The 16,318-nt window shown below is 49.4% G+C and carries 12 protein-coding genes and 1 pseudogene; all 13 read left to right on the top strand.

What is annotated here, in order from left to right; genetic code table 11:
• Positions 1–85: 85 nt before the first annotated feature.
• Positions 86–142, top strand: a pseudogene (locus tag WCI03_08200) (hypothetical protein).
• A gap of 201 nt (positions 143–343) precedes the next feature.
• Positions 344–577, top strand: a complete 234-nt coding sequence (locus WCI03_08205; protein MEI8139834.1) for a helix-turn-helix domain-containing protein — start codon at positions 344–346, stop codon at positions 575–577.
• A 2-nt stretch (positions 578–579) separates the two neighbouring features.
• On the top strand, positions 580–1,470 hold the full coding sequence (locus WCI03_08210; GenBank protein ID MEI8139835.1) for an exosortase/archaeosortase family protein: 891 nt from the start codon (positions 580–582) through the stop codon (positions 1,468–1,470).
• 85 nt (positions 1,471–1,555) lie between these two features.
• Positions 1,556–4,738, top strand: coding sequence for a tetratricopeptide repeat protein (locus WCI03_08215; GenBank protein ID MEI8139836.1), 3,183 nt, complete (start codon positions 1,556–1,558; stop codon positions 4,736–4,738).
• A gap of 21 nt (positions 4,739–4,759) precedes the next feature.
• Positions 4,760–5,968, top strand: a complete 1,209-nt coding sequence (locus WCI03_08220) for an outer membrane beta-barrel protein (GenBank protein ID MEI8139837.1) — start codon at positions 4,760–4,762, stop codon at positions 5,966–5,968.
• A 243-nt stretch (positions 5,969–6,211) separates the two neighbouring features.
• Positions 6,212–6,814 carry a polysaccharide biosynthesis/export family protein gene (locus WCI03_08225; protein ID MEI8139838.1) on the top strand — a complete coding sequence of 201 codons (603 nt, stop codon included), beginning with the start codon at positions 6,212–6,214 and terminating at the stop codon, positions 6,812–6,814.
• Between the two features lie 50 nt (positions 6,815–6,864).
• Entirely contained in the window at positions 6,865–8,067 is a 1,203-nt protein-coding gene (locus tag WCI03_08230; GenBank protein MEI8139839.1) for a sugar transferase, read from the top strand.
• Positions 8,064–9,101: a Gfo/Idh/MocA family oxidoreductase gene (locus tag WCI03_08235; GenBank protein ID MEI8139840.1), complete on the top strand. Its 1,038-nt coding sequence runs from the start codon at positions 8,064–8,066 to the stop codon at positions 9,099–9,101. Before WCI03_08230 ends, WCI03_08235 begins: the two co-directional genes overlap by 4 nt.
• A 24-nt stretch (positions 9,102–9,125) precedes the next feature.
• Positions 9,126–9,620, top strand: coding sequence for an acyltransferase (locus tag WCI03_08240; GenBank protein MEI8139841.1), 495 nt, complete (start codon positions 9,126–9,128; stop codon positions 9,618–9,620).
• A complete protein-coding gene (locus WCI03_08245) occupies positions 9,617–10,732 on the top strand; it encodes a DegT/DnrJ/EryC1/StrS family aminotransferase (GenBank protein MEI8139842.1) in 1,116 nt (371 codons plus the stop codon). Before WCI03_08240 ends, WCI03_08245 begins: the two co-directional genes overlap by 4 nt.
• Before the next feature lie 253 nt (positions 10,733–10,985).
• Complete coding sequence (locus WCI03_08250; protein MEI8139843.1) at positions 10,986–11,855, top strand: GNAT family N-acetyltransferase; 870 nt, start codon at positions 10,986–10,988, stop codon at positions 11,853–11,855.
• A 46-nt stretch (positions 11,856–11,901) separates the two neighbouring features.
• Entirely contained in the window at positions 11,902–14,088 is a 2,187-nt protein-coding gene (locus WCI03_08255; GenBank protein MEI8139844.1) for a polysaccharide biosynthesis tyrosine autokinase, read from the top strand.
• Between the two features lie 89 nt (positions 14,089–14,177).
• Positions 14,178–16,217: a glycosyltransferase gene (locus WCI03_08260; GenBank protein MEI8139845.1), complete on the top strand. Its 2,040-nt coding sequence runs from the start codon at positions 14,178–14,180 to the stop codon at positions 16,215–16,217.
• Positions 16,218–16,318: the final 101 nt, after the last annotated feature.

Raw genomic sequence — 16,318 nt, forward strand, 5'->3', positions numbered from 1 at the left:
TAGTACAAATCCTCCCGAAACCGTCCGTCTGTCAGGGCACGATTGAGATCGACATTGGTAGCAGCAATGACCTACCAATGTCGATCTCAATCGTGCCATGACAGACGGACGTTTTCGGGAGGATTTGTACTACCGTCTAGCGGTGGTCGTTATACGATTGCCCTCATTGCGAGAGCGGACTGGTGATGTACAGTTTCTCGCCAGGGCTTTCCTGCAAAAGTTTGCGCATGAAAATAAGCGGCAGATTACAGGATTCGCTAGGCAGGCACTACAGACGATCAGCCAGTACGAATGGCCGGGCAATGTTCGCGAGATGGAAAATCGTATTCGGCGTGCAGTGATCATGGCGGATGGAAAACAGATTAGCGTTTCCGATCTTGATCTGGCGGGCGAGACTGTAGCGTCAGGACTTCAAGGACAAAGCCTTAAGGAGGCCCGGGAACATTTGGAACGGGAGATGATCCAGCGAGCCCTCGCCCATCAAAAGGGGAAAATTACGGCCGTGGCCGAGGAGTTGGGGGTCAGTCGTCCGACGTTGTATGAACTCATGGAGAAACTAGCGATCAAGAGGGAATAGTCATGATCAGGGATGATACGGGGTGGATACTGAGACCGTGGGGAAGGTTTTGGATATTCGTTGTACTCTTGAGTACGGCCTATTCGCCTGTCCTATTGCGACTCCTCAGGTACTCCGTTGCATCTGAACTCGACTCCTATATTCCCCTGATTCCCTTCATATCTGGTTATCTCGTATATTTAAAAAGAGGAACGGTGGCGGTCACCGTTGCACCGCCACCGCAGAAGATTATCCCGATCATTGCATGGGTGGTATCGACTGGTCTGCTTGTTGCTCAAGGTCTGCTCGTGTCTGGTTCCTGGTTTACGGGTGAAGCGAGTGTGCTGGTTTTGCCAGTGATGTCATATATTACGGCGCTCATGGGAGGAGTGGTGTATGTTTTCGGGTGGCCCGCATTTCGGGAGAAGTGGTTTGCGTGGTTATTTCTGTATTACATGGTTCCCTTTCCTGAACCGGTGGCGCATCTCTTGATGGTCGCTTTACAACAAGGGTCTGCGGAAGTGGCTTACGCCATGTTCAAGCTGACGGGAACACCGGTTTTCAGGGATGGCTTAACCTTCTGTCTGCCAGATCTGACGATTCAAGTGGCGGAAGAGTGTAGCGGGATACACTCAAGTATTGTGCTTTTCATAACAAGTCTGGTCGCAGGCCAGCTATTTCTGAAGAAGCCAGTAGGTCGTATTATGCTTGTTATTCTGGTGCTTCCCCTTTGTCTGATACGCAATGGGTTTAGGATCGTCTCGATCTCACTGCTTACGATTTATGTTGATTCAGGGATTATAGCTGGCCCGCTGCATCACCGGGGAGGTCCTGTATATTTTATTCTCTCGCTTGGGGTATTGGCGGCAGCTGTATGGGGGATACGGTGGTGTGAAAGAAGGAGGAGTGCTTGATATGAGTATATTTCCCAGCTTGCGAAGATTGTTAGCCGCCGTAAAAACGAAGCGGTTGATAAGTGGTGCAAGGATTATAAGTGTAATGCTTGTATATAGTGCACTCCTGAATGTGGGGTGTTCTTCGCAAGCGAAGACTGAAAGGCATTTGAGTCGTGCGAACCAATTCTTTCAGGCGGAAAAATATAGAGAAGCCGTCATCGAATATATGAATGTGCTGAAAGTTGACCCGACAAACCGGGTGGCAGTTCGAGGGATGGCTTTTACTCTGTATGAGTTAGGTGATGTACGCTCTGCAATCCCCTGTTTACTGAAGGCAGAAGAGCTGGATGCCGGCGATATTGATGTAAGACTGAAGTTGGGAACGCTTTACCTGGTTATGGGGGACAGGTCCAAGGCAAGAGAACGGGCACAATCAGTCCTGAAGCGGATACCAGACAATTTGGATGCAATGATTTTGTGGGGGGCGGGAGTGTCCACATCCAATGAGGTCGAGGAGGCCATCTCTCAAATGACAAAATATGGCGCAAAGTATGAGGGCCAGCCCAGGTACTGTGTGACCTTGGCCTCCTTGTATGTGAGTAAGGGGAATTATGTTGCAGCAGAAAAGATGTATCGGGAAGGGTTGGAGAAGTGTCCTAAATCATGGGAGATTCATCTTGCCCGGGGGGATTTGTATTTGCGCAAACGCGATTCAAGTCGGGCGGGCGTGGAGTATCAAGCCGCCGCTGACCTTGCGCCGGTCAAGTCTATAGCCCGGGTTAAGCTTGCCCGATTTCAGTGGGCCGACGGGAAAGTCGGAGAAGCCAAGAAGATTTTAGAAGATCTCTTGAAGCAGGCTGGTAGATTCAGTGCTGCTGCCCTGTGCCGGGCGGAGATTGCCTTGAGTGAGCGCGATTATGATACCGCGATGAAACTTCTGGAAGAAGTTTCAAAGGCAGAGCCCTCAAATCTTGAATCATTCCTGTTGATGCAACGCGTGAAGTTGGCGCAAGGCAAGGATGACGAGGTGATCGCTGCTTATGAGAAGCTGGTGGCTGCTTTCCCGAAATCAGCACAGGGGCGATATCTTCTTGGTGTAGCGCGGCTGCACAAGGGAGATGTTTCCAAAGCAATAAGTGAATGTGAGCGGGCTGTGGAGTTAGATGTAAATCACGTGGAGTCAATGCGGTTTCTTGCTGAGCTATATATTCGTATTGGGCAGCCCGATCGGGCGCTGGCGCTTTTGAAATCTGTGTGGAGTCGGTATTCCGGTGAGAGTTTTATCTATGTGTTAAAGGGGGCCGCCTATAGTGTTAAAAATGATTTTACCCAAGCGGCTGATGTCTATCGTGAAATGATAAAGAAAATACCGGATAGTCCTCAGGGGTTCTATCTTCTGGGGCTGGCTCTTCGGCGATTGAATCAGGAAAATGAGTCGATCCCAATATTCGAGAAGGCGCTGGAGCTCGAGCCTAACTTCATGGAGGCGTTGGAACAGTTGGTCGGGGTGATGGCCGTGCGCAGTCAAAGTTGGGATTCGTCTGTAAAACGGATTGAAAAGCAGATTGAGAAGGTGCCGGATGCGGCTGGGAATTATTATCTGCTAGGTAATGCCCTGTCTCAGAAAAAAGATTGGGATCAGGCGGAGAAGGCATTTTTGAAGGCCATTGACTTGAAACCTGATATCGCAGCTGCCTATGTGGGGCTGAGTTATGTTTATATCGCGACCCATAGGGAGGAGCAGGCACTTGAAAAATTGGATAGCGCCTTATCAGTGAACTCGAATAGCGTGGCTTCTCTGATGTTAAAGGGAACGCTCCTGATGAATAAAAATGACCCGGCCCATGCGGCATTGCAGTACCAGCGGGTTTTAGTGGTCAATCCTGCTTTCGTGCCGGCATTAAACAATTTAGCCTGTCTGTATCAGGAGAAGCTGAATCTGGAGGACAAGGCATTCGACTGTGCCCGTCGGGCCAGGATCCTGGCCCCGAGGGATTCCCGTGTCGCCGATACGCTTGGATGGATTCTATTTCATCGTGGCGAATACAAATGGGCATTGACGCTCTTGCGGGATGGTCTGGAGCAATTGGGGAGCGAGCCGGAAGTGCTGTACCATTTGGGAATGTGTTATGCGGCCATGGGTGACGAAGAAAATGCACGTAAATCCTTATCTCGTGCATTGGAGTTGGCGAAGACTTTTCCCGGTTCCGTAGAAGCGACTGGAATGTTGTCCGTACTGAGTGCTGGAGAAGATTTGAAAGAATTTCCGGACGTAGGTCGGGTGGAGGCGTTTCTTGATGCCCATCCAGATAACTCGTATGCCTTAGTAAAAGGAGGGGCGTTTTACGAGCGAGTGGGGGAGTATGAGCGAGCCCGGGATTTGTATGAAAAGGCCATTGCTCGAAACAAGCATTTTGCGCCGGCATTAATGCGTCTTGCGAAATTGTGGGCGAATCAACTCAAACAAATTGATAGGGGGCTGGTTTTAGCAAGACAAGCGAGAGAGGAGAATCCTGAGAGTCCAGAGGTTGCGGATATACTGGCATCGATTGCGTTTCGGAAGGGGGATTATAAATGGGCACAAAGTCTGATGATGGAAAGCATAAGCCGGGCAGGGGGAACACCTGCGCGTCAATACATGTTAGGAATACTTTCCTATGCGCTCGGGAACATGGATTCTGCGACTAACCTTGTAGGCCAGGTACTGAATTCATCATCTGGCGGAGGCGCTGTTGCTGCAGCAAAAGAATTCATGGAGCGGGTAAGACATCCAGAGTTGGCAATGAGTCGGATTCCGATGGCTGAAATGACAAACTCCCTGACTGTTGAAAATCTGCCGTTGCTGATGTATGTGGCGGGGACATATGAACAGAAGTCCGAAACACACAAAGCGCAATCGCTCTATGAGCAAGCAGCTGCCCAGTTTCCAGATTTTAGTCCGGCGTATAAGCGGCTGGCTCTTACATACAATGGGCAAAGGACATTTTCGGAGCAGGAATATAAACTACTGAAAAAAGCCCGGGAGCTACTGCCGGATGATCCGGAAGTGGGGTACATCTTGGGCAAGGCGGCATTTTCAAAAGGTCAGTATGATTGGGCGATGCGCTTGTTGCAGGAAAGCACGGTTAAGTTTCCAGAAAGGGCTGACGGTTATTATTATCTGGGGATGAGTTACCATCAGCTTAAGAACATCCCTGCCGCCAAACAAACTTTAAGCCGCGCGATAGAACTGGATCCGCGTTCTTGTCTGGCAACCGCGGCTCAGGAGATTCTACGTCAGATGTAGTCATAAAGTGGGAGGTGTGCCATGAGAGCATTTGATCAATGGTGTGTATGCGTGCTGCTGGTTACATTCCTGAGTGCGATGACGCTGGCCGCGCAAGAACAGAGTCAAGATTTTGGAGCGCCCTGGGTACTATCCATGCGAGTTGGGGGAGAGTATTCTGACAATCGGGATGGAACGTCTACAAACAAGCAAAGTAATCTCGACAGCTTCGTTGAGCCTCAAATCGTCATGCGATACCAAGATGCAGATCGCACTACTGCACAATTTGCGCTCATGCCGTTGGCGAAGTGGCATAGTAATCCCCGGACCGAAGCAGAGGGGGGTGCGCAAAAAGATGCAGAGCTTTTCGGGGCTGCCGAATTAGCAATGATGCATCGACTCACACCGACTGTAACGCTGAATGCGGGGGATCGGCTAGCCTATAACGATGATCCCAGGATGATTGAAACTGGAACTACGACACGGCGGAGTGAGAGTTATGTCTGGAATGACGTGCATATGGGTGGGGATGTGGCGTTGACCTCGGAGATTGGAGCAGGGGTCAAGGCAGGGAGCGTGACGACACGATATCAGGATAGCCGCGTGGCAAAGGGATTGGATACAGATTTGTTTACTGGGGAGGTTAACACATACTGTATGGCGAGGTCCGGCTGGAAGGTGCTTGGAATTCTCGGTGCGTCTGAGTTTAAGGCAGAAGAGACGACGGAACGCAGCCGTGGCTCTGCTGTTGAAACGTATGATGCGGGGCTTGAAAAAAAGATCATGCCGGGCTTGGTTGGCAAATTGATGGGTGGGCTGCAGGTTGTGCAATATGATAATTCTACTCTTAAGCTGGCACACATGGTGAATGAGAAGGCTGAATTGATATTTCGAGGGGCCGCGCCAATGCGGTTCCGTTGTGGCGTGGAATATGGTTATGCACCTCCCGGTGTCAGCGACTATTCGGCGCAAAAATCAATTACTTTATCAGGGGAAGTTGATCGTGATGTGTTGGCTGACCGGCTTACACTTCGTTTTCAGGGGCAGTACATGGACAGCCAATATACGAGCGAGGGGGTGACAGCTCCGGGGGGCTCCGAGACGTTGGCTCGGGTTGGTGCGCATGGCACATATCGCCTCACTGAAAAATGGGCAATCACGAGCGGTTATACATTTGAAAAATGGGACTCCCAGTTACGCGAATCATTCACACGAAATCTTGTGGATGTAAGCGTTAGCGCTGAGTGGTAGCGGATCGCAAGTATATTTGCGCTCTTCAAGTTGTCGCTGCCTTAAAGATTTGATTACCATCTTCCTGAATACTCCTTTCTTTATCAGGGAAACCCTGATGAATGTTTCAGGTATCACCGGATAGACGCGTTTCATGAACAATGAAACATTACCAGCATTGAACAAGTGCCTGAATACAGGTTCGGGATGTTTGCATAATTAGCGGGGCGGAGCTCGCTCAACTTTCGGGTCAAAGGTGATGACATGAATACTGCCAAATGGATTTTACAACGAATGCTGCCGACGTTACTGCTTTTATTGGAAACGACGAGTTGCAGGAGCGTGCCCGACATTGCAGTAGCGTCGTCTACTCCGCCCCCAGCGATGGTATTGTTGCCAGGTGATGATGTAGAGATAAGTGTCTTTGGGGTTCCTGATTTGAATACAAGTCAGCGTATCAGGCCTGATGGAAAGATTTCAGCCAAGTTGTTCGGCGATATCATGGCCGCGGGCAAAACTCCTTCAGAGCTTCAAAAAGAACTGATGAAACTTTATGAATCACAAATTCAAGTAAAAGCCATTACGGTGATTGCCCGCAGTGCGGCTGCGATATACGTGACCGGAGCCGTTGGTCGCCCGGGGAAAGTGGAATATCTCAGGCCGATGACCGCGCTGGAAGCGATTATGGAGGCGGGCGGGTTTGATCAAAAAGCAGGTGCCAGACGTGGCAAGGTGCGAGTAGTTCGGACTGAAAACAATCAGGTAAAAAGCTATTTGGTGGATTTTGATGTGATTTTAACAAAGGGTGGACAAGCCCCTTTGTACCTAAAGCCGTTTGATACGGTTTATGTCCCCGGTGCGTGGTGAACTACGCAGCGACAGGCGTTTGAATATTATCGTGATGGGAGGTCAGTGTCATGAAAGTCAGCCCGAAACGAATTCTTGATGCATTGCGCTCTGCGATTCGTCCTTGTGTGGAGGGAATTCATCCTGAAGAAATATTCAAGGCGATACTCCGGCATGAGCGAGCTGTGGCTGAGCGGAACAGTCACAATATTACGGTGTTGGCCCTTTATGCGAAAAACGGTGAGCTTGATGCCGATACGGCTCAAATTCTCGGCAGGGTATTGGTTGATCGCTTACGTGCCACGGACTTAATAGGGTGGCTGGATTCACGTGTGATTGGCGTGATACTCCCTCATACGTGCGCGAAGGACGCCGCCTTGGTGGCTGAGCAGATCTGTGAAAAAATGACCGCGCTTCAGGTGTCATTGGATTACAAATTCTATCTTTATCCGCACGATGAGTGTGACAAATGGGGAAAGGATGTTGCGCTGCCGCTTTTCGAAACGTTCGATAGCTCCCCTTCCGCGAGGGCGGGGCATGAACTATCTCACTTCGATGTCGGGAATTTACGGGATTCAGTTGAAGTCAAGCAGGTTGCCTGGAAAGAGATAGGCGCACAGCCACTGGCGGATATCTGTGTGTCGCCGATTCCTGTTTGGAAAAGGGGGCTCGATATTCTTCTATGTCTGTTTGGATTGGTTGTGTTTGGACCCGCGATGCTGCTGATTGCGATGGGGATCAAGCTTGTTGCTCCGGGTCCTGTTCTGTTCCGGCAGGAAAGAATCGGGTTTAGAGGAAAGCCTTTCGTCTTATATAAATTCAGGTCCATGAAGCTGAATGCCGACACCATTGTGCATAAAGAGCATTTGGCCCAGTTGATGCACTCCAACGCGAGCCTGACCAAACTGGACAAGGTGGATAAGCGCTTAATTCCTTTTGGGAAAATATTTCGTGCATCTGGGTTTGATGAATTGCCACAGTTATTCAATATCATTCGGGGTGACATGAGCTTTATTGGCCCGCGGCCTTGTGTCCCCTACGAATACGAGCAATTCACATCTTGGCACAAACGACGTTGTGACACCTACCCGGGGTTGACGGGACTGTGGCAGGTGAGCGGGAAGAATAAGACGACTTTCACGGAAATGATGCGGCTGGATATCACTTACGGACTACGGCGGAGTTTATTGGAAGATTTAAGGATTTTGGTGCAGACGATTCCAGCTGTTGTTGGCCAGATAAGGGAGTTGAGTATAGAAAAGAGGCATATATGACGAAGCCAGTAAGACTTGCGGTGGTGGGGTGTGGCTATTGGGGTCCAAATCTGATTCGAAACTTCAGGAGCTTGCCGGATTGTCAATTATCAGATTTGTGTGACGTGAACACGGGTCGCTTAAACCATCTGAAGTCGTTGTATCCGGATATTACGACGCATGTCTCGTTTGAAGATATGCTGAAGAGCAGGGAGTTGGATGCAATTGTCATAGCGACCCCCGTGCATCTCCATCACAAACTGGCCATGATGAGCCTTAATGCCGGAAAGCATGTCATGATTGAGAAGCCGATGGCGAGTTCAGTCACGCAGTGCGATGAAATGGCCGGTGCTGCTAGGAAAATGAAAGTAACCTTGATGATTGGGCATACCTTTCTCTATTCGCCGCATGTCAGAAAAATAAGCGAGATCGTCAAGTCCGGGGATATCGGGGATATCCTCTATATTAGTTCCCGGCGATTGAACCTCGGTTTGTTTCAGAAAGATATAAATGTCATGTGGGACTTGGCGCCTCATGACATCTCGATTATTCAATACCTGATGGGGGAGATGCCCAATACCGTCAATTGCCAGGGGAATGCGCATGTGACAAAGGGGATTGAAGACATCGGAAATATGACGCTGATGTTCGCGAGTGGTCGATATGCCACAGTTCAAGCCAGCTGGCTTGATCCAAGAAAAGTACGCGAAATGACGATCGTGGGGTCGAAGCGAATGATTGTGTACGATGATCTTGAGCCTTTACATAAGATTACAATATATGACCAGAGGGTGGAAAAGCCGCCGCATTATGATTCGTTCGCCGAGTTCCAATATGCCTACCATTACGGTGATATTTATAGTCCATATGTAAAGCAGGATGAGCCGTTGAAAGTTGAATGTCGGCATTTTCTGGATTGTATACGGTCAGGTGATACCCCAATAACCTCAGCGCATCAGGCAACAGGGGTAGTCAGAATTCTGGAAGCGGCGTCTGCTTCGCTGCAAAAAGACGGAGCACGAATTTCAATCGATAATCAGGCTTTGCCAATTTAAAAATAAGAAAGGAGTGGCCGTTGTATGATTCCCTCGTATCAAAAAAATATTGCGCCCAATGTGAAACTGGGTGAACGCGTTAAAATCTTTGATTTTGCAAACCTTTACGGATGCGTTATCGGTGATGATACAAAAGTGGGGACTTTCGTTGAAATTCAAAAGGGCGCTAACATTGGTTGCCGTTGCAAAATATCCAGCCATACCTTCATCTGTGAAGGGGTTACTATCGAGGACGATGTGTTTGTGGGGCATAATGTAACGTTTATCAATGATCGTTTCCCGCGGGCCACCAATGAGGATGGGCAACTCCAGACTGAACAAGATTGGAAGTGCGAGACGACCTTGATTAGAAAAGGGGCGTCTATTGGATCAAGTGTAACGGTGCTATGTGGCGTTACCATCGGGGAGCGAGCCATTATCGGCGCAGGTAGTGTGGTGACCAAGAATGTTCCGCCGGACACGATTGTGGCTGGGAACCCTGCGCGAATGATCAGAAAACTGAAGGAGAACGCCGCGTGAAAGTCCCATTCTTAGACCTCAAAGCCCAGTACAATACGATTCGCGAAGAAATTCATACCGCAATACAGGAAGTCCTTGAAAGTTCAGCGTTTGCCGGCGGGCCGTTCGTTGCCAAATTTGAAGAGCAGTTTGCGGCTTTTTGCGGCGCGAAATATGCAGTTGGAGTGGGGAATGGAACTGATGCGCTCTGGTTAGTGATGCTGGCTCAGGGCATCGGGCCGGGTGACGAGGTCGTTACCGTTCCCAATACCTTTATTGCGACTGCAGAAGCCATAAGTATATGTGGGGCCAAGCCGGTATTCGTCGATGTAGACGCCGGGACGTATACGATGGATCCGGCGCGACTGAAGCAGGCGATTACCTCGCGAACCAAGGCGATAATCCCGGTGCATCTGTTTGGGCAGACAGCCGATATGGATCCCATATTGGAAATCGCGCGTCAGCACGGATTGCTGGTGATTGAAGATGCGTGCCAGGCGCATGGGGCTCAATACAAAGGGCGGATGGCGGGTTCGATAGGCGTTGCGGGATGCTTTAGCTTCTATCCGGGCAAGAATTTAGGAGCATACGGTGAAGCGGGTGCAGTTGTTACCAATGATGCGGAACTTGCTGGAAAAATCAAAATTTTGCGGGAGCATGGTCAGCCGAAGAAGTATATTCATACAGTTATCGGGTGGAATGCGCGTATGGACGGAATTCAAGGCGCCATCCTGAGTGTGAAGCTGAAATATCTGTCAGCTGCGAATGACGCAAGACGCTCAAATGCTCGGCTCTACAACGAATTGCTGGCCGGGGAGCGTTTGGTTGTATTGCCTGTTGAGGCCTCCTATGCGAAGCATGTGTACCATCTCTATGTAATACAGACCAACAAGCGGGAAGAACTTATTCAGCTTCTAGGGGCAAAGGGAATTGCCTGTGGAATTCATTACCCGGTGCCGTTGCATTTACAGGAAGCATACTCCTCATTGAAGTTATCCAAGGGCGCCTTCCTGGTGGCAGAGGGAAGTGTCCAGCAATTTATCTCGCTACCCATGTTTCCCGAGTTGACCCATGAGCAGATCGCCTATGTTTGTAAAGAACTTAGGGCTGCGGTGAAAAATCTGGATCATTAATGGCCGCATAGGGCCTTTCTTTGGATGGCGAACCTTGTGTGAGCCGTGTCACGGTGGGGTGCCATAATAGTCATTAAACGGTGGTCATGTGCATCTTCAAGCAGTCAATCCGTTCGATTACGCTGATTGGAACAAGCGAATTGAATCACTTGGGAGCAGCTCGTTCTTTAACTCCATTGAGTGGGCTCGCGTTCTTTCTGAGTCTTACGGGTATGAGCCGTGTTATGTGGTTGGCATTGAAGGTGAAAGATTTGTGAGTCTCCTGCCTTTGATGCATATCAGCAGTTGGTTGACAGGGAAACGGGGTGTAGCGCTTCCGTTTTCAGATAACTGTGAGATTATCGGATTAAATCAGACTGTCGAGGAAAACGTCTTAAAATTTCTAAAGGCGTTGGGACAACAGAAAAAATGGCGGTCATTTGAGGTGCGAAATGGAAAATGTTTTGATCCCTCTGTCCCGTCAGCTTCGACATATTATTATCATGCCCTTGATTTGACTCTGGGCGTTGAGGCCTTGTTCGGGCAGATAGAGGGAACGGTGCGTACGGCGATCCGGAAGGCGGTCAAGAACGGTGTTGAGGTTGCCATCTCTGCAACATTGGAGTCGGTTCGTCTTTTCTATCATATGCATTGCGAAACCCGGCGGCGGCATGGATTGCCTCCTCAGCCGTTTGCCTTCTTTAAGAATCTGTATCAGCATGTGCTTTCAAATGGAATGGGGTTTGTGGGAATCGCCCGCCATCAGGGAGTGGCTATTGCGGCCTCAATCTTTTGCCATTTTGAGGGGCATGCCGTTTTTAAGTATGGAGCTTCAGACCTTCGATTGCAGGAATACCGGGGAAGCACGATGGTCATGTGGGAAGCAATTCAGTGGTATGTTCAACAAGGCTATAAGCACCTGTCGCTGGGTAGGACATTAGAGACTAATTCAGGCTTGCGACGGTTCAAACTTGGGTGGGGTGCATGTGAGACCAGGATTCATTACGTTAAGTATGATCTAAGGCACCAACAATTCATTTCCTGTGCGAAGGATAGCGTGGAGTCCGGATTTGGGGTGGTGAAAATCATGCCTCTATTTTTGAATCGTCTGGCAGGTAATATTCTATACCGTCACATGGGGTGATGAAATGTGTGTAGCAGGGGGACTATCATGAAGAAAGAGGAAACATATGTCTGATCAGTCAAAAGCCTCCGCTTCCGATGCCCTTTGCATTGGCGATATATATTATCTACTTTTCCGGCATAAGGGCAAAATTTTGGCATTTATCATGTTGGGGGTGATTGCCGCGGCTGCTGTTTTCGTTTTGACCCCCCCCGTTTACAGGTCGGAGGCCTCTCTCCTTGTCAGGTATGTGACCGATACAACCGTCTTGGATTCAGCCTCCATGGGCGAGAGAATCACGTCGCCAGCACGTGGAGGTGAGAATGTGATCAATTCAGAAATCGAGATTCTGTTGAGTCACGACTTAGTGGAGAAAGTTTTGGATGATATGGGATTCTCCCAATTTATGCCCACCAAGACAAACCGTTTTGATCGAGCGCGTACAGCTTCGAAAATCAGGTCTCGATTGAGTATTGAGGTGCCGAAGAGCAGTAACATCATCAACATTTCATTCGATGGTCCGGATCCGTCAACTTCTCAAGAATTTCTTAAGCGGTTGACCGAGGCGTATCTCCAGAAGCATATTGAGATTCATCGAGCCGCGGGTGCCTATGAGTTTTTGTCAGAACAAACGGATCAACTTCGCGCGCGGCTCTCAGAAACAGAGGAAGAGCTAAGGAAACTAAAATATTCAGAAGGAGTTGTATCCGTGGAGGATACAAAAAAAAGCATTTCTCATAGGATGGAGGAATTAACCAGGCAGCTAGGCGAACTGGAATCTTCTTCAGCGGCTGCAAAGGCGCGTGTTGAGGTCATGGGGTCAGTTAGGCCCAATACGGGTCCCGGCCAGACGTCCATTGTATGGGTAACCACGACCAATAATGTGACAGCAAGATCATTGGAGACTAAACTTCAGCGCGAGCGCCAGCGTGAGAGTGAGCTCCTTTCTGTTTATACTGCTGACAGCATTCCTGTGAAGAGTCTTCGCGAACAGATCGCGGAGACGGAGCGGCAATTGTCTGGAGAAGCCCCCTCCCCAGTGACCAATAGTATGATGTCAGGTGTGTCGGCGCCCGAAGATAGGTCTTCATTGATAGAAGCGCAAGCCAACATGGCCGAGCTACAGGCTAGAATCGCGGTTCATAAGGACATTCTCGTGCGCACAGTTGATGAGGCCAGGCGGATTGATGCGGTTGAAAGCAAAATCGTACAATTGGAGAGAAGCAAGGAACTTCGAGAGGCAAACTATAAATATTTCTGTCAAAGTCTGGAGCATGCGCGTATCGATGAGGCTCTTAACTCTGGCAGGATTTCGAATATTGGCATAGTTCAGCCAGCCACTTTGCCATCAGAAAAACTACGCGTGAAACTTCCTCAAAATATGGCCATAGCGCTTTTTCTGGGGATAATGGGGGGATTAAGTTTGGCGGTTTTCAAGGAATATTTTCTCGATCAGACACTTCGCAAGCCCGCCGAGGTGAAAGCAGCATTGCGTGTTCCGCTGCTGATGACTATGCCTTGGGCGAAGGAGGCGCTCCAGTTTATTCGAGTTGGCCAAAGGGGGGCATTAGAATTGCCGTCTGCCCGCGAGCGGGATAGAGTGGCACATGATCATTCTGAACCCGCGGGACAGATTGGGTTAAACGATTACTTTGAGGTTCTGCGTGAACGCTTGATGACGGAGATCGGAATTGTGCCGTCTGTGCCATGTGTGCTAGGTGTTACCAGTTGTGCCCGAGGTGCGGGGGTGAGTACTGTGGCAGCTGGACTTGCCTTGGCATTTGCCCGTAGCGGGGATCATCGCGTGGTTCTAGTCAATGGGGATTCCGATACCATGGTCCCGCAGATATTCGGGGTGAATCCCGTAACAGGGCTTACGGAAATGTTGGCCGATGCGGAGGGCAATACGGCAGTGACTCAGCACAACCACTATGTAGTGCCCTCCCGTGATACGGTTTCGCCCTTTTCATCATCCGGTTCCGCTGCTCATTTTGGCGGGTTGATTCAATATCTTCGCAACAGTCAGGCGGGCTTTGTCATTGTAGATTTACCTCCGGTGAGTGAGACGAGTCTAACGCTGAGAGTCGGGCGGATGTTGGACGGTGTCGTTATGGTGATTGCCGCAGAGAAAGTGAACCGCCACGTGGCCGAGCATGTGAAGGAATTACTGGTGCGTTCTGATGCGAAGATTATTGGCGCGATCCTCAATATGCAGCGCCAATATGTTCCTGAATGGGTGTGCCCCATGTGTTAAGTGATTCTGGCAGTATGAGATCCCCCCAATCCATAGGCTCATTGCGTTTCCGCTACGGCATAAAGTCATTGCTTCCTCGAGGGGCAGTGGTGCGAATTCGCCAGGCGATTGCGCAACGTAAGTTGACTTCAGTTCAGGACGTTTGGCCTATCCTTGAGTCAGCCGGTGCCCCGCCTGCCGAGTGGACGGGTTGGCCGGAAGGAAGACAATTTGCTTTTGTCATAAGCCACGACGTAGACACACAACGTGGGTTGGATCGTTGCCTGCAACTGGCCGACTTGGAAGAACGTCTGGGCTTCAGGTCAGCTTTTTATTTCGTTCCTACGGGCAGATACGAGGTCTCAAAAGCGCTCCGCGACGAGTTGGTTTGCCGGGGCTTTGAAGTGGGTGTGCATGGTCTTTGCCATGATTGGCACACCTTTACAAGCTGCCGAGTCTTTGAGGAACGCGCGCCCCGCATTAATCAGTACCTCAAAGAATGGGGTGCGGTTGGATTCCGCGCACCATCGATGATTCGTAATCTTGACTGGATTCGCGAATTGGATGTTGAATATGATGCTTCGACCTTTGACACGGACCCATTTGAGCCACAACCAGAGGGGATGGGTACTATTTTCCCCTTTTGGGTTGACGGGCATGGTTCTCGGTCTGGTTACGTGGAATTGCCCTACACGCTCCCTCAAGATCATACCCTGTTTGTGCTGCTCAAGGCAGGAAGCTCTGATGTCTGGAAGCGCAAGCTGGACTGGATCGCTATAAAAGGCGGTATGGCGATGCTGGATACGCATCCCGATTACATGACATTCGATAGTGATCTACACGGAATAGACACCTATCCTGTCGACAGATATCAAGAGATTCTCGAGCATATTGTTACAAAATACAGTGGTCGGTGTTGGTCCGTGTTGCCAAGGGAAATGGCTAGGTTTTGGAAAAAATGCCCCAAACGAACTCGTCCCCATTCTAAGAAGAGAATATGTATGATGGCATACTCGTTCTACGACAATGATAATCGTATCATGAGGTATGCGGAAGCATTGGCAGGGCGCGGTGACAGTGTCGACGTAATTACTCTACGCGGAGATGGAAGACCGCAACACGGAAATATTAATGGCGTGAATGTGAATCGCATTCAGCGGCGCCTCCGCGATGAAAAGGGCCAGATATCCTATCTGTTTCGTATCATGCGTTTTTGGGTAAAGTCTTCGGTCGTATTGGCATGGAACCACTTGAAGTCTCCGTATGATCTAATCCATGTACACTCGGTTCCGGATTTTGAAGTTTTTGCCGCCTGGCTGCCAAAACTGATGGGAGCCAAAGTCATTCTGGATATTCACGACCTTGTCCCTGAGTTTTATGCTAGTAAATTTCAAGTAAAACACAAAACTTTGGTTTTCAGACTGCTGGTTTGGTTGGAGCGTGTTTCCGCCCGTTTTGCCGATCACGTTATTGCGGCAAATGATATTTGGTTTGGAACGCTGACATCTCGATCGGTTCCAGTGAAGAAGTGTTCTGTTTTCGTGAACTATCTTGATCTTAAGTTATTCTTTCGGCGGCCACGCACGCGTACTGATGACAAATTTATCATCGTCTACCCTGGAGGACTTCAATGGCATCAGGGGGTAGATGTTGCAATCAAAGCATTTGTGAGAATAATAGATCAAATCCCCAATGCTGAATTCCATGTCTATGGTGGCGGACCTGAAAAGGAAAACCTTAAACATCTCGTTGAAGAATTGAATTTGCAGAACCAGGTCATACTAAAAGGTGTTTATCCTCTTTTAGAAATTCCTGAAATCATGGCCAATGCCGACTTGGGTGTAGTTCCAAAAAGGGCTGAATCTTTTGGAAACGAAGCATACAGTACGAAAATCCTTGAATATATGTCACAAGGAGTACCCGTGGTTGTTTCGAGAACGAAAATTGATACGCACTACTTTGATGATTCCGTAGTTCAGTTCTTTGATTCGGGGAATGCGCAGGAACTGGCTAATGCCGTCGTTTTGGTGGCTCAAGACGAGGGTGTGCGCAGCCGCCTCATTCAAAAAGGTTTCGAATATGTCAACAGGTACAGTTGGGATTTCAAAAAGAAGGAGTATCTCGATTTGGTTGATACTCTGATTGGGTAGGGGAAATAGGTGTGGAGGACGTTTTGCGTATCGACGGATTCATCTCTGTATATATTGTGCATTCCCTGCTCCGTCTGTTTGGGACAGCAAGGGGAAAGACA

This window comes from bacterium, from assembly GCA_037143175.1.
Taxonomy (GTDB): domain Bacteria; phylum Verrucomicrobiota; class Kiritimatiellia; order CAIKKV01; family CAITUY01; genus JAABPW01.

Excerpts from the sequence above, each read along its gene's own strand:
- WCI03_08210 (MEI8139835.1), top strand. The coding sequence starts at position 580 with ATGATCAGGGATGATACGGGGTGGATACTGAGACCGTGGGGAAGGTTT.
- WCI03_08205 (MEI8139834.1), top strand. The coding sequence starts at position 344 with ATGGCGGATGGAAAACAGATTAGCGTTTCCGATCTTGATCTGGCGGGC.
- WCI03_08225 (MEI8139838.1), top strand. The coding sequence starts at position 6,212 with ATGAATACTGCCAAATGGATTTTACAACGAATGCTGCCGACGTTACTG.
- WCI03_08235 (MEI8139840.1), top strand. The coding sequence starts at position 8,064 with ATGACGAAGCCAGTAAGACTTGCGGTGGTGGGGTGTGGCTATTGGGGT.
- WCI03_08220 (MEI8139837.1), top strand. The coding sequence starts at position 4,760 with ATGAGAGCATTTGATCAATGGTGTGTATGCGTGCTGCTGGTTACATTC.
- WCI03_08255 (MEI8139844.1), top strand. The coding sequence starts at position 11,902 with ATGTCTGATCAGTCAAAAGCCTCCGCTTCCGATGCCCTTTGCATTGGC.
- WCI03_08230 (MEI8139839.1), top strand. The coding sequence starts at position 6,865 with ATGAAAGTCAGCCCGAAACGAATTCTTGATGCATTGCGCTCTGCGATT.
- WCI03_08240 (MEI8139841.1), top strand. The coding sequence starts at position 9,126 with ATGATTCCCTCGTATCAAAAAAATATTGCGCCCAATGTGAAACTGGGT.
- WCI03_08215 (MEI8139836.1), top strand. The coding sequence starts at position 1,556 with ATGCTTGTATATAGTGCACTCCTGAATGTGGGGTGTTCTTCGCAAGCG.